Below are 13459 nucleotides of genomic sequence, written 5' to 3'. Positions count from 1 at the left end.
AAGATCATAAAGGCTATTTTGAAGATATTTACCTATTACTATTATTTATTCCAATGAGACATTTTGCAGATCTTTTGTTAAATAAAAATAATTCCAAAGCTAATGATCAAGTTCCATTTATTCAGAGGAGAAGAGGAATCGAAATAAAGTCTTCACGGGAAATAAATTTGATGAAAAAATCTAGCAGAATTGTAGCTACTGTTTTGAGAGAAATTAATGACTTAATTAAACCTGGAATGAGTACAAAAGATTTAGATGATTTTGCAGAAAAGAGAATAAAAAGTTTTGGAGCTGTCCCAAGTTTCAAGGGCTACCATGGATTCCCTTCAAGTATATGTTCTAGTATTAATAATGAGGTTGTTCACGGAATTCCAAGTAAAAATAAAATAATTAAAAATGGTGACTTGGTTAAAATTGATACAGGGGCATATTTAGATGGTTTCCATGGAGATAGTTGTATATCAATTTGTGTAGGAGAAGTTAGTCCAAAGGCTCAAAAACTTAGTGATATAGCTTTTAAAGCATTGTATGCGGGGCTTTCGAAAATCAAGGCAGGGAATACACTTCTTGATGTGGCTGGGGAAATCGAAGACGTTGTTGTAGAAAATGGCTTTAGTGTTGTAGAAGACTATACAGGTCATGGAGTTGGACGAAATCTTCATGAAGAACCATCCGTATTTAATTTTCGGACCAAAGAATTGCCTAACGTCGTCCTTCGCGAAGGAATGACATTAGCGGTGGAACCTATAGTTAATGAAGGGACTAAATTTTGTAAAACATTAAATGATAGATGGACAGTAATAACAAAAGATGGAAAACTATCGGCCCAATGGGAGCATACAATAGTTGTTTTAAAAGATGGTATTGAAATATTGACAGATCGAGATTTTTAGGGACTAAGATTTGTATTTATAGATAATTCGGCAATATAAAAAATTAAAAAATTCTTTCAATGGGAAAAGTACATATGTTAAAGGGTTTGGACTAATTATTACTAAATAATTTTTTGAATTAGCTAAATCATAAATTTTTTTAGAAACAAATTTTGGACTCATTATTCCGAGAGGATTTAATTCTGATTTAAAAGGCCCTAAAATGATTTTTTTAATTATTAATTTTTTCTTTGTATTTTTGTCCAGTAGATTTTTTTTGAACGAAACTAATTGACCAATAAGGGATTTACTAATCTCATATGACGGATTTAGGGCGGGTAATATTTCTGCTTCAGATGTATTTATCCAAATCTCTTTTTTTACTTGTGAATCATTGCTTAGAGCAATATCTTCAAATAAATTTAAAAATTTGAATTTGCTTAATGCATTTATCTCAATTGAGTTTTCATAATTAGAATTTTCTCTACTCAAATCATAGATACCATGGTTCAAAATTAAAATGTCTATATTCTCTAATTGTTTTTTTAATGAAGACTCCTTCCCACATTCCCATTTAATCCATTCATTTGGAGATTCAAGATTTATTTCATAATTAGTTTTACTATGAGTAAATCCAATCACTTTATATCCTTTTTGACGAAACAACTTTGTTAATTCTTTTCCTAGCGCACCTGAGGCTCCAGTAATCCCTATGGTTTTTTCGTTTTTGGTTGGATTTATCATTTTGCTTGATTTTTATTAGATACCAAAGAATTAAAATAAATTTATCAAAAAAAGATTATTTATTTTTTTATTTGATTAAAACTCATAAATAAATATTTGTTTAGTTATGAAAAAAATATTATCTTAAACCTATTAATAAAAAATTTACTAAATTATGAGCGATATATTGTTAATTGGCTCATGTGAGCCATTTAGTGGTAAGTCTGCAATGGTTCTTGGGATAGCAAAAAAACTTTTACAGAAGAAAAAAAAAGTACGCATAGGAAAACCTCTAGCAACATGTATTGAACTTACTAATCTTCCCTCAATGTCTTATGAAGGATTAATAGATGATGATGTTAAGTTTATTGGATCAACATTAAATATCGAAGAGGAGAATTTAATTTCCTCAGTAGGATTATTGGATAATATCTCAGCTGAAAAAAGAATCTTCAATAAAGACTTACTTCCAGGAAAAGGTTTTGATCAGATTGAAGGATTGGTTAATGATGATTTTGAAGGTCTGAATATTTTAGAGGCAGCCGGAAGTCTTCATGAGGGTATGATTTATGGATTAAGTCTCCCACAACTAGCTAAGGATTTAGATGCGAAAGTTTTAATTGTGAATTTATGGGAAGATTGTAAAAGTGTCGATGCATTACTTGATGCGCAAAAACAATTAGGTGAGAAATTGGCTGGAGTTGTATTAAACGGAGTTTTGCCGCAAGAAGTCGAAAAAGTTAAAAATGAAATAATACCCTCTCTTAAAGATCTAGGTATTGAAGTATTTGGAGTGATGCCTAAATCACCACTTCTTAGAAGTGTCACCGTAGGTGAGCTTGTAAGAAGACTAGATGCCCAAGTTATTTGTTGCTCAGAAAAAGATCAATTGCTTGTCGAAACATTGAGTATTGGTGCAATGGGTGTGAATTCTGCAATGGAATTTTTCAGGAGAAGACGAAATATGGCTGTAGTTACAGGAGCTGATAGAACTGATATCCAACTTGCTGCTTTAGAGGCTTCGACTCAATGCCTTATTTTAACTGGTTTAGGAGATCCTTTGTCACAATTGATTCATAGAGCGGAGGAATTGGAGGTGCCAATTTTAAAGGTGGAATTAGATACTCTTTCCTCCGTTGAAATTATTGAACAAGCTTTTGGTCATGTCAGAATACATGAATCTATTAAAGCTTCTTATGCTATTCAATTAGTTCAAGAGCATGTAAATCTAAAAAGAATTCTCGAAAAGATAGATTTTCCCTGCAATTTTTCAGATAAATGCTAATTTCAAATATAGGAACTTTATTATTTTGAGTCGCTCTTTAGATCTACCAGCAACTGAAGGTGTTGATGCCTTAGCTCAAGAACTTGCAAAACTCCAAGATAATGGGAAAAGGAGAATTGCTTTTTTAGGTACTAGACACGTACCGATTGTAGATATCCACTTAATTGAGTTGATAGCACGGTCTTTAGCAGAGGAAGGACATAATATCCTTACGTCTGGATCTCAAGGTGTTAATGCAGCTGTTATCCGAGCTGTCTTAGATATTAATCCATCATTATTAACTGTTTTATTACCACAAAGTCTTGATAGACAAGTTCCCGAAATAAAGGATCAACTTGAGAGGGTTATGCATTTGGTTGAAAAAAGTGAAAATGATGAATTACCTTTGCCACTTGCAAGTAGTCTTTGTAATCAAGAAATTATTACTAGGTGCGATCAATTAATATGTTTTGCCTTTCACGATAGTGAAACTTTGCTAAATAGTTGTAGATGTGCTGAAGAAATGGGCAAAGTTGTTAGTTTGTTATTTTTTGATTAAATTAACCCATTTCCCCATTTAAAAGATGATTTATGCTAATAATATTTAGCGTTTAATAATTTACTATGGCAGAAAGTTTTTCATTTGATGTGGTTTCTGATTTTGATAGACAAGAATTAGTCAATACTTTGGATCAAGTTAAAAGGGAAATTTCTCAGCGTTACGATTTGAAGGGCACGGATACTTCAATTGATTTAGAAAAAGAAAATATTTTTATAATTACTAATAGCGAACTTACTTTGAATGCTGTAAATGACATAATTAGACAAAAGGCAATAAAAAGAAACTTATCCTTAAAAATATTTGACTACGGTGATATTGAAATAGTTAGTGGTAATAGAATTAAACAAACAATTCTATTAAAACAAGGAATCAAACAAGAAATTGCAAAAAAAATCAGTAAAAATATTAGAGATCAAATTAAAAAAATTAATGTCAGCATCAATGGAGAAACACTCAGAGTTGCTAGTAAGAGCAAGAATGATCTTCAATTAGCAATCAAGCTTGTTAGTGAGTTGGAGGAGTCTTTGAACATTCCTCTAAAAGCTAGTAACTTTAGATAAAATCTTCATTAAGATTATTTTAAAAATATGGCAGTTTATCCAAAATCTCTCATTAACTCATTGATTAAGAATGTAAAAGAATACCCTCGTTTTTCAAAAGAAGAAATAGAGAAATTTTGCTGGATGGCGGTACATGAGCATAAGCATGGTGTATTACCCTCTGAATATGATATCAGGGAGATAGATGAGGATCTTTATTTAGAACTTTTGCGAGAATTTAAATCAAATATTTATTAATTAAAATCTATATTTAAATTTGCAATTATTAAAAAAATATTTTAATTAAATGTCTTCCTAATGCACTAATTAATCTATTTAAATATGATTAATTAAAAGTATAAATTTAATGTCAACATCTTTTAAAAATGTCACACCAACAGGTCCTGGTGGGACAGCTACATTACTAATTGTATTATCTTTTACAGGCTTTCTTTTGCTAACCCAATCATTATTTGTTGTACCTTCTGGACAAGTTGCAGTTGTTACAACACTAGGGAAAGTAAGTGGCCCCTCTAGGAGAGCTGGTTTAAACTTTAAACTTCCATTTATTCAGTCTGTATATCCATTTGATATAAAAACCCAAGTTCAACCAGAAAAATTTGAAACGCTTACTAAAGATCTTCAAGTTATTAGGGCTACAGCTACTGTTAAGTATTCAGTTAAACCTAACGAGGCAGGAAGGATCTTCGCAACAATCGCAAGCAGAAATAGCGATGTTTATCAGAAAATTGTTCAGCCATCTTTGCTAAAAGCACTAAAATCAGTCTTTTCTCAATATGAGCTAGAAACAATTGCTACTGAATTCGCAGTAATTTCTGAAAAAGTAGGTGACACCGTTGCACAAGAATTAAATTCATTCGATTATGTAGATGTTAAAAGCTTAGACCTTACTGGATTAGAGATTGCTGAAGAATATAGAGCTGCTATCGAACAAAAGCAAATAGCTGGTCAGCAACTACTAAGAGCAAAGACTGAAGTTGAAATTGCTGAACAAGAAGCACTCAGATATGAGACATTAAATAGAAGTCTCGACGATCAAGTACTTTTCAAATTATTTCTCGATAAATGGGATGGCAGTACACAAGTTGTTCCTGGGTTACCAGGTTCAGCAGGAGGTTCTCCCCCAGTAATAGTTGGTGGTAGAAAATAATTATTTTTAAAATATCTGTCTAAACTTTTTAATCATTTACTTTTTTTCTTTAAGGAAATACTAGTAAATGATTATTTTTTAATTGCGTTAAAAGATTCGTCAAAAGCTTCAATGGTTTTATCAATTTCTTCTTCACTGTGAGCTAATGATGTGAAACCAGCTTCGAAAGGACTCGGCGCTAGGTAAATTCCTCGTTGAAGCATTTCTCTATGCAATTTACCAAAAAGTTTGGAATCGTTTGTTTTGGCTTCATCAAAGTTCCTAACTGGCCCATCGCATAAGAAAAATCCAAACATAGCGCTTACACTTCCACCGTTAATAGCGATACCGTTATTTTCTGCAGACTGAATTATCCCTTCAATTAATCTAGAAGTTGTTGAATCAAGCTTATCGTACGTACCATCTTGTTTGAGCAGTTCAAGAGTTTTTATTCCAGCAGTCATTGCTAGTGGATTGCCGCTCAAAGTGCCTGCTTGGTATACCGGCCCTGAAGGGGCTACCATTGACATTATTTCTTTCTTGCCTCCATAAGCTCCAACAGGCAATCCTCCACCAATTACTTTCCCAAGGGTTGTTAAATCAGGAGTAACCCCAAACTTTTCTTGAGCTCCCCCATAACTTATTCTGAATCCAGTCATTACTTCGTCAAAAACTAATAAGGATCCATTCTCAGTGGTTAATTCCCTTAATCCCTCCAAGAATCCAGGTTCTGGAGTAATAAACCCTGCATTACCAACGATAGGCTCAAGAATAACCCCCGAAATTGCATCAGGATTTTCAGAAAATAATTTTTTTACAGCTTCAAGATCATTGTAGGGAGCAGTAAGTGTGTTGGCAGTTGTTGTCCGTGGAACACCTGGAGAGTCTGGTAAACCCAGAGTGGCAACTCCTGATCCTGCTTTTACTAAAAACATATCTGCATGACCGTGATAACAACCGTCAAATTTAATAACTTTATCTCTTCCTGTAAAAGCTCGCATAAGTCTCAAAACAGCCATGCACGCTTCAGTTCCACTATTGACAAATCTAACCATTTCTACAGATGGGACTGCATCTATTACCATTTCAGCAAGTTGGTTTTCTAGAACGCATGGAGCACCAAAGCTAGTGCCTTTCTCAATTGCTTCCTGTAATGCCGTTGTAACTTCAGGGTGTGCATGTCCACATATAGCAGGTCCCCAGCTTCCTATGTAGTCGATATATCTATTTCCATCAATATCCCAAGCAAAAGGACCTTTGACTCTATCAAAAACAATTGGCTGACCGCCTACAGACTTAAAAGCCCTTACTGGAGAGCTTACTCCTCCTGGCATTAGTTGTTGGGCAGCAGAGAAAATTTCTTCTGATTTTGTGTAATTTAATATGTCAGTCACAATTTAGCTAAATGATGTTTTGAGAAAAATCTAGTCATGTTCTAAATTAGAAATAAGTAAAAATTTTGTCAATCAGATTGAAATTCTACATTATGATATTTTTATTGCGATAGTTTGGATTGTAAATTATTAATTTTAAAGAAATCATAATTAAAAACAATATTACTTTAAATAACTCTTTATTAATAGGCGTTTTCAAGCATTAAAGAAATTCAATTTATTTTATTTATATTTCGAAGAAATTATCCTCATCCTCAAAAAAATCTGAATTTATTTCGTTTAAGTTAAGATCTATCATTACTGGGGCGTGATCACTTGGACGCAAATTACCTCTTGGGGAGCTGTCTATGACACAACTTTTAAGTTTTGATGACAGTTCTTTGCTGATATATATATGATCTATTCTCCAACCTTTATTTAATTCAAATGCGTTGTTACGGTAATCCCACCAACTCCAATGGCCAGTATTCTGTTCATAAATCCTAAACGCATCTATTAATCTTTTTTTCAGAACATTACTTAGTGCGTTTCTCTCTATCTCAGACGCCATTATCCCTCCTTCATATTTCTTTGGATCATGAATATCCAAGTTGGATGGAGCAACATTAAAATCACCCATAAGACAAATTAATTTCCCTTTTTTTTCTTGCTCATCTAAAAATGAAGCTAAACAATTTAACCAATTAATTTTGTATTCGAACTTACTAGATTCTAGAGTTGATCCATTTGGAACATAGACATTAATGATTTTAATGCCATTAATATCCGCAGAAATCAATCTTTTTTGATCTAGGAAAATTTCCATATTTTGATTAGACTCATTACAACCGTAGAATCCTTTTTTAACATTTTCCGGCTTTATTTTGGAAATAAGAGCCACACCGTTGTATGATTTTTGTCCATAGATCTCTACTGAGTATCCTAATTTTTCAAAAGGTTCAACAGGGAAACTCTCGTCCATCACTTTTGTTTCCTGCAAACATAGAATATCTGGATTGGATTGATTAATCCAATCCAATATTTGTGAAAGTCTGGTTCTAATAGAGTTAACATTCCAAGTTGCTATTAACAAATTTCTACCAAATTATGTAAAATTAAAATAGCAGGAAATTTTGGCGTTAAAGAATTTTGAAATTAAATAAAATGAAAAATTACTTTTGCAAAAGCGTTTTTAAACCAATTACGGTTGTAATTTTTTTTACTTTATTAATTTTCTTAAAAAGTGATTACCTAAATGCTGAATATTTATTTGAAGAATTAGAAATCGATACCTCAACTAAAACAGAAGATGATAGTTCAGCTTTCCCAACTAATCCTTTTGAACTTGTGGAAATGATTCGGAGACAAAATAGTATGAATGACGCGACTGATCCTTCTGATGCAATTGACGATGCGTTAAGGTCTTTTAATAGTTTGGAGGAAAATTTAGAAATTTAATGCGATAAATTATTATTCTCAAATTTTTAATATGTTAAAAAATCCTATCCCAAAAGTTACTAACCAATTACAGCACAGAGCAATCGGAATCATTAATGGTAAATTCACCCCTCTTAGTAATAAACAATTAAATAGAGGCTTTTTAATTGATAATAAAGACGAAAAAATTGAAACAGTAGTTCTTGGTAAAGCATTATCACTTTTAAAAAAGCATATTGATTTAAAGAAAAGTTATTATTGGATTGTTTATCCAAAGAATAAAAATACTCAAAACTTGCATTTACAGGTTGCAGGCATATGGGATCCCTATCAACTGAATGATTTCTCTAATGATTCTTCAAAAACTAACTTTTCAAAATTATTAGAAGAATTAGATCTAAAAGACAATTATTTTTCTGTTAGAGGAGAATTAGTCTTTGTTAACACTCTAAAGAAAGAAATTGTTATTAAAATCTGCCCTACTATAAAGTCAAAAAATTTAAAAAATAAAAATTTTAAATTAGTCATAAAAGGAGAGCTTTCTCTCGAACTTTTGCATAGCTTTGTAAGTTTAGATATCAACAGAGATGGAAATTCTTTGGAATTAATGAAGTACGAAGTGATTGAACAAAATCTTTCTAAAAAAACTAGAATGAAAGGTTGATTCTCACCGCAATTTACCAGTTAAGAAATCTTTGATTTATGGATGATGTTTTTATTGAATGTTCTCCTGGCATCTCCGGAGATATGTTATTAGGTGCTTTTTATGATTTAGGGGTGCCTAAAAAAGTTATTGAACAGCCACTTATTGATCTTGGATTAAAGGATCTTTATCAACTAAAATTTAAGGAATCTAAAAGTTGTTCAATCCGAGGCATCAAGGCGAAGGTTGAGAATATTGACTGTAGTCCTATTAAAAGAACTTGGAGAAGTATCAAGGAACTTATTTTAAATGGCCACTTAGAAGATAAATTAAAAAAAATAATTTATGAAGTATTTGAATCTTTAGCAATTGCGGAAGGAAAAGTTCATGGCATTAAATCTGATGAAGTTCATTTTCATGAAATTGGAGCTATAGATTCATTGGTGGATATAATTGGAGTGTGTGCAGCATTGAATTACTTAAATCCAAGGAGGGTTTATTGTAATGAACCAATGTTGGGGAAAGGTTTTGTTCAAACTGAACATGGAAAATTATCTGTACCACCTCCTGCTGTAATAGAGCTAATAAGACAAAAAAATATTAAGGTTTTATCAAGCCTAAACTCAATAGATGGTGAACTCTCAACACCAACTGGCATTGCTTTACTTGCTAATTTAGTCGACTATCTTGAACCTCCTTCAAAATATTCTGTCAACTCTTATGGAGTCGGCATTGGTGATCTAAAATTTACATTCCCTAATTTGGTAAGAGTTTATAAAATTACTTCATTTGAGGATTTTTCTACTAACGTTGATAAATACATTAGCCCAAAGTGTGAAGAGATATCTATTCAAGAAGCATGGATTGATGATCAAACACCCGAAGATATATCTAATTTTGTGGAGAAACTGAGAATTGAGGGAGCTTACGATGTTTCTTATCAAGCTATCAATATGAAAAAAAATAGAATTGGATTTTCTATTCAGGTAATCTTGCCCATAGAGAAAAAAGAGTTTTTTAGGAGATTATGGTTTGATTATTCCAACACTATTGGTGTTCGTGAAAGAACACAATCAAGGTGGATATTACTTAGACGCAGAGGAGAATGTTCAACAACTTTTGGAAATATAAATGTTAAACAAACTCTGAAACCAGATGGATCAATAACTATGAAACCAGAAAATGATGAGGTATTGAGAATACAATTAGAGCATAAAATATCAACTTACGAAATAAGAAAAATTATAAAAGAATCAAGCAAAAAATTTAAAGCATTTGAAAACTGGAAATGAGATTTAACTCAAGCAATAACTTATATCTTAGATTCCTTAAAAAAATTAATTTTGGTTGTTTAAAAAATATTTTTTTTATTACAAGCTTGTCCTATTTTTGTATCTATTTTTTTAATAATATTGATCAAATTTCTTTTGATGTCAATTTAGAAAGAAATGGAATTAATCTATTTTTATCATTTTTATTTTGTATTTTCAGTATTTACCTGAACGCTTATGCATGGAAATATATTGTTAGATGGTTCGGGAAAGAATTTAAAAATAATAATCTCGTCTCTTTTTATGTTTTAACCAATATTCTTAAATACGTTCCGGGAGGGGTTTGGCATTTTGTAGAAAGATTTAATTTTTTAAAAACAATAAGTAATCCTCAGATTGCTTGGTATTCGACACTTATAGAACCTTATTTTATGTTGAGCGGATCTTTTCTCTTGGCATCGATGGGATTGATTTTTTCGCCATTCTATATTTTTTTAATGGTTCCTTTGGCATTCCTAAATAGGAAATTTATTTTTCTGATATTAAAAAGACTAGGAGCTCTTAAGGGAAAAGTATTTGAGGTCTTAAAACTTAAAAATTCAAAGGACCAGTTTGAAGAGAGAATAAATATAATTTCATTTTTCCCTACTAGAGCTTTATTTCTTGAAATTGGATTTGTTTTATCTAAATTTATTGGGTTTTATATTTGCTTAAATACTTTTTATTCGAGTAATTCTCTGAACATTATATCTTTATTGGGAATCTTTTCTTTGTCATGGTCTCTAGGCTTGGTAGTCCCAGCAGCTCCAGGAGGAGTTGGCGTTTTTGAGGCTTGCCTTCTTTTATTTGTAGGCAGAAGTATTCCACAAAATATAACTATAATAAGTTTAGTTTATTTTAGGGTTATATCTACCTCGGCAGATTTGTTCTTAAGCCTACCTTTCTTAATAAGAAAACTTTATAAAAGAATTTAGTTTTTTTTCTCTAAACTTGGTATCAATGTAAATGAAGCAATAAGACCTAGAGTCATGATTAGAATGGCTGGTAATATTGCCTCTACCATTCTTTCATCTCCAGCATATTGATATATCCTCACAGATAATGTATCAAAATCAAATGGTCTCAAAATAAAGGTCATGGGTAATTCTTTTATCGTGTCTACAAAAACCAATAGTGATCCTACGAATATTGGTCCCTGAAGAAGAGGTAGATGAATTCTTTTGATGATTCCCGGCCAATTTTCTCCTAGTCCAAGTGCAGCTTCATCTAGACTAGGAGAAATTCTTTCAAGACTTGAATCAATAGAACCCTTAGAAATAGTTAGAAATCGAACAAGATAACCCCAAATTAGTAAGCAAACAGCAAGGAAATTCAATTTTGGAGAAGAAATGCTTATTAAAGATAAAGCTAATACAGTGCCTGGAATTGCATAACCTATCCCCGCAAGGTTTGTTATTAGTCCTAGTAATAAGCTTTTATTTGGTCGTCTTGCTAAGGAAATTATTAAGGAGAATAACATAGTTATTAATGCAGTAAAAAATCCTAGACTTATGGTCCTGAATGATAGGGTAAGTAATTCTACAGATAACCCTTTTTGAATTTGATCGATATTGAGTAGAACCCAAAAACATGGAATTCCAAAAGAGAAAATTGGAGGAAATAAAGATATTGTTATTGCTAAAAGAGCTCTTATTTTTTTTAATTCCCACCCTTGAGAATCTTTTGAGGCAGGATTTTCACTCCACCGCTTTGATTTTCTTCTCGAGAATTTTTCAAAAATAATTAAAGTGAAAATTATTAATAAAGCTACCAAAGATAGTCCAATAGCGCTTTTGGGATTACCCTCAATTATCCAATTTTCAGCTATACCGGTAGAAATACTTGGAATATTTAATAATGCAAATGTTCCTAACTCATTCATTACTTCCATACACATTAAACTTATTCCTGTTATTAGTGCTGGCAAAGCCATTGGAAAAGCGATTTTAAAGAAGCTCCTCCACGGCCCAACTCCTAATCCTCTACTAGCATTGATTTGATTAATTCCAAATTTATTAAAACTTTCGTTAGCAAGAATGAAAACATATGGGTAAGTAGAGATTGAAAGTATTACTACCCCCCACCATAAACCAGTTACTTGATACCCAAAAATACTTCCTAAATCCTGCAAAACAGCTGTTATTAGGTATGCTGGGGCGGCTAGTGGAATGAGCTGACAAATACGGAGAACTTTTCTGAACTTAAAATCACAATTTGAAAGTAACCATCCATTCAAAGTGCCTAATCCTCCTCCAAAAAAACTTGTCAGTACTAAAACTTTTAAAGTCTCTAATACCTCTTCTCCTCCAGCAATACCTAATGAAAAATTTCCACTTACAACATATTGAACTCCTTCAAGAATAAAATTGAAAATTGGAATGATTACTAAGAGTGCAACAATGAATGAAATAAAATAAAAAAGCTTTAATTCGGTTACTGCTTCTTTAAATCCTTTAATAAGTAATTTCAAAAATTAATTAAATCCTAATATGAACTCTAATCTGAATTAAATCTACATGATGACAGTTGATTTTTAATAGTTTGGTGATCTAAGTTTTTCCCAATTAATACTATCTTGTTAGATTTTTCTTTTGTCCATTCCTCATCATCTAGAGAAAACCGCTTTCCAGATAGGTGAAAAATGTGTTTTCTTTCACTTTCCATAAACCATAGTATTCCTTTTGCTCTAAATACATTTTCTGAAATTTGATTATCTAAGAAATATTGAAATTTCCTTAAAGAAAATGGTTCAAATGTCTCATATGAAACTGAGGTAAAACCCTCGATATTATTTATCAAATCGTGGGAATGAGAAGAGTGATCGTGGGAATGAGAAGAGTGATCGTGGGAATGAGAAGAGTGATCGTGGGAATGAGAAGAGTGATCGTGGGAATGAGAAGAGTGATCGTGGGAATGAGAAGAGTGATCGTGGGAATTTTGTTTTATATTTTTTTTATTTTTCTCGAATTCAAAAGTATCTGTCTCAAATAGACCCACGCTCATTATTGTATGTAATGCAACTTCACTATTAGTTGATCTCAAAATCCTTGGTTCTTTTTTTATTTTATTTATAAACCCCTCTATTTTCTTTAATTGTTTTTCATTTACTAAATCAGATTTATTAAGAAGAAGGATATCTCCGTATAAAATTTGAGAATAGGCGACACTTGTATTATTAATTTCAAAATCAAAATTTTCTCCATCAATGACAGTGATTATTGAATCTAATCTTACTTTTTCTCTAAGATCACCAGCCGCAAAAGTCATGGCTACTGGTAATGGATCTGCTAATCCAGTTGTTTCAACAATCAAATAGTCTAATTTTTCAGCTCTTTCTAAAACTTTGGATACGGTATTTAATAATTCGCCATTGATAGAGCAACATATACATCCATTATTTAATTCGATCATATCTTCTGAGCCTTCTATTATTAAGTCATTATCTATTCCGATTTCTCCAAATTCGTTGACTAAAACAGCTGTTTTAATACCAACTTGATTTTTTAAAATATGATTTAGAAGTGTAGTTTTGCCAGAACCTAAAAATCCACTAATAATAGTAACTGGCAATAAATTTTTAGACATT

The 13459-nt window shown here is 31.8% G+C and carries 15 protein-coding genes; 10 read left to right on the top strand and 5 right to left on the bottom strand.

Annotated elements, in window-relative coordinates; translation table 11 throughout:
- The first annotated feature begins 53 nt into the window (after positions 1-53).
- Entirely contained in the window at positions 54-893 is an 840-nt protein-coding gene (gene map / locus BS621_RS02295) for a type I methionyl aminopeptidase (RefSeq protein ID WP_077141687.1), read from the top strand.
- A gap of 3 nt (positions 894-896) precedes the next feature.
- Here map and BS621_RS02290 read toward each other — a convergent pair whose 3' ends face one another.
- Entirely contained in the window at positions 897-1616 is a 720-nt protein-coding gene (locus BS621_RS02290) for an SDR family oxidoreductase (protein ID WP_077141686.1), read from the bottom strand.
- A 154-nt stretch (positions 1617-1770) separates the two neighbouring features.
- Between BS621_RS02290 and BS621_RS02285 the strand changes: the two genes are divergently transcribed.
- From BS621_RS02285 to BS621_RS02265, 5 genes are all read left to right on the top strand, one after another.
- Entirely contained in the window at positions 1771-2880 is a 1110-nt protein-coding gene (locus BS621_RS02285; RefSeq protein WP_077141685.1) for a phosphotransacetylase family protein, read from the top strand.
- Positions 2881-2905: 25 nt separating this feature from the next.
- Entirely contained in the window at positions 2906-3418 is a 513-nt protein-coding gene (locus BS621_RS02280; RefSeq protein ID WP_077141684.1) for a DNA recombination-mediator protein A, read from the top strand.
- Positions 3419-3483: 65 nt separating this feature from the next.
- Entirely contained in the window at positions 3484-3981 is a 498-nt protein-coding gene (locus BS621_RS02275; protein ID WP_025931500.1) for a YajQ family cyclic di-GMP-binding protein, read from the top strand.
- Positions 3982-4008: 27 nt separating this feature from the next.
- Positions 4009-4218 (top strand): hypothetical protein, encoded by a 210-nt coding sequence (locus BS621_RS02270; protein ID WP_025931501.1) that lies wholly within the window; start codon positions 4009-4011, stop codon positions 4216-4218.
- A 109-nt stretch (positions 4219-4327) separates the two neighbouring features.
- Positions 4328-5131, top strand: a complete 804-nt coding sequence (locus tag BS621_RS02265) for a prohibitin family protein (protein ID WP_077141683.1) — start codon at positions 4328-4330, stop codon at positions 5129-5131.
- A 71-nt stretch (positions 5132-5202) separates the two neighbouring features.
- On the opposite strand, the gene hemL is transcribed toward BS621_RS02265, so the two are convergent.
- Positions 5203-6504, bottom strand: coding sequence for a glutamate-1-semialdehyde 2,1-aminomutase (gene hemL, locus BS621_RS02260; protein ID WP_077141682.1), 1302 nt, complete (start codon positions 6502-6504; stop codon positions 5203-5205).
- Between the two features lie 226 nt (positions 6505-6730).
- Positions 6731-7576 (bottom strand): exodeoxyribonuclease III, encoded by an 846-nt coding sequence (gene xth, locus BS621_RS02255; RefSeq protein WP_077141681.1) that lies wholly within the window; start codon positions 7574-7576, stop codon positions 6731-6733.
- Between the two features lie 71 nt (positions 7577-7647).
- Between xth and BS621_RS02250 the strand changes: the two genes are divergently transcribed.
- The 4 genes from BS621_RS02250 to BS621_RS02235 are packed head-to-tail and all read left to right on the top strand — an operon-like array spanning position 7648 to position 10808.
- Entirely contained in the window at positions 7648-7941 is a 294-nt protein-coding gene (locus BS621_RS02250; RefSeq protein WP_025971829.1) for a hypothetical protein, read from the top strand.
- Positions 7942-7972: 31 nt separating this feature from the next.
- Entirely contained in the window at positions 7973-8584 is a 612-nt protein-coding gene (locus tag BS621_RS02245) for a hypothetical protein (RefSeq protein WP_077141680.1), read from the top strand.
- 38 nt (positions 8585-8622) lie between these two features.
- On the top strand, positions 8623-9855 hold the full coding sequence (gene larC / locus BS621_RS02240) for a nickel pincer cofactor biosynthesis protein LarC (protein ID WP_077141679.1): 1233 nt from the start codon (positions 8623-8625) through the stop codon (positions 9853-9855).
- Positions 9852-10808, top strand: coding sequence for a hypothetical protein (locus BS621_RS02235; RefSeq protein WP_077141678.1), 957 nt, complete (start codon positions 9852-9854; stop codon positions 10806-10808). The genes larC and BS621_RS02235 overlap by 4 nt, the downstream gene beginning before the upstream one ends.
- Here BS621_RS02235 and BS621_RS02230 read toward each other — a convergent pair.
- Positions 10805-12343 (bottom strand): ABC transporter permease, encoded by a 1539-nt coding sequence (locus tag BS621_RS02230; RefSeq protein WP_077141677.1) that lies wholly within the window; start codon positions 12341-12343, stop codon positions 10805-10807. The genes BS621_RS02235 and BS621_RS02230 overlap by 4 nt on opposite strands.
- 26 nt (positions 12344-12369) lie before the next feature.
- A complete protein-coding gene (locus BS621_RS02225) occupies positions 12370-13458 on the bottom strand; it encodes a CobW family GTP-binding protein (RefSeq protein ID WP_077141676.1) in 1089 nt (362 codons plus the stop codon).
- Position 13459 lies beyond the last annotated feature (1 nt).

It is taken from the genome of Prochlorococcus sp. RS04, assembly GCF_001989455.1.
In the GTDB taxonomy this organism is placed as follows: domain Bacteria; phylum Cyanobacteriota; class Cyanobacteriia; order PCC-6307; family Cyanobiaceae; genus Prochlorococcus_A.
This window is presented reverse-complemented; position numbering and strand designations above follow the sequence as displayed.

Coding starts and splice junctions, on each gene's coding strand:
- larC (WP_077141679.1), top strand. CDS start 8,623: ATGGATGATGTTTTTATTGAATGTTCTCCTGGCATCTCCGGAGATATG.
- BS621_RS02245 (WP_077141680.1), top strand. CDS start 7,973: ATGTTAAAAAATCCTATCCCAAAAGTTACTAACCAATTACAGCACAGA.
- BS621_RS02290 (WP_077141686.1), bottom strand. CDS start 1,616: ATGATAAATCCAACCAAAAACGAAAAAACCATAGGGATTACTGGAGCC.
- BS621_RS02225 (WP_077141676.1), bottom strand. CDS start 13,458: ATGTCTAAAAATTTATTGCCAGTTACTATTATTAGTGGATTTTTAGGT.
- BS621_RS02265 (WP_077141683.1), top strand. CDS start 4,328: ATGTCAACATCTTTTAAAAATGTCACACCAACAGGTCCTGGTGGGACA.
- BS621_RS02285 (WP_077141685.1), top strand. CDS start 1,771: ATGAGCGATATATTGTTAATTGGCTCATGTGAGCCATTTAGTGGTAAG.
- BS621_RS02235 (WP_077141678.1), top strand. CDS start 9,852: ATGAGATTTAACTCAAGCAATAACTTATATCTTAGATTCCTTAAAAAA.
- BS621_RS02250 (WP_025971829.1), top strand. CDS start 7,648: ATGAAAAATTACTTTTGCAAAAGCGTTTTTAAACCAATTACGGTTGTA.
- BS621_RS02275 (WP_025931500.1), top strand. CDS start 3,484: ATGGCAGAAAGTTTTTCATTTGATGTGGTTTCTGATTTTGATAGACAA.
- BS621_RS02270 (WP_025931501.1), top strand. CDS start 4,009: ATGGCAGTTTATCCAAAATCTCTCATTAACTCATTGATTAAGAATGTA.
- map (WP_077141687.1), top strand. CDS start 54: ATGAGACATTTTGCAGATCTTTTGTTAAATAAAAATAATTCCAAAGCT.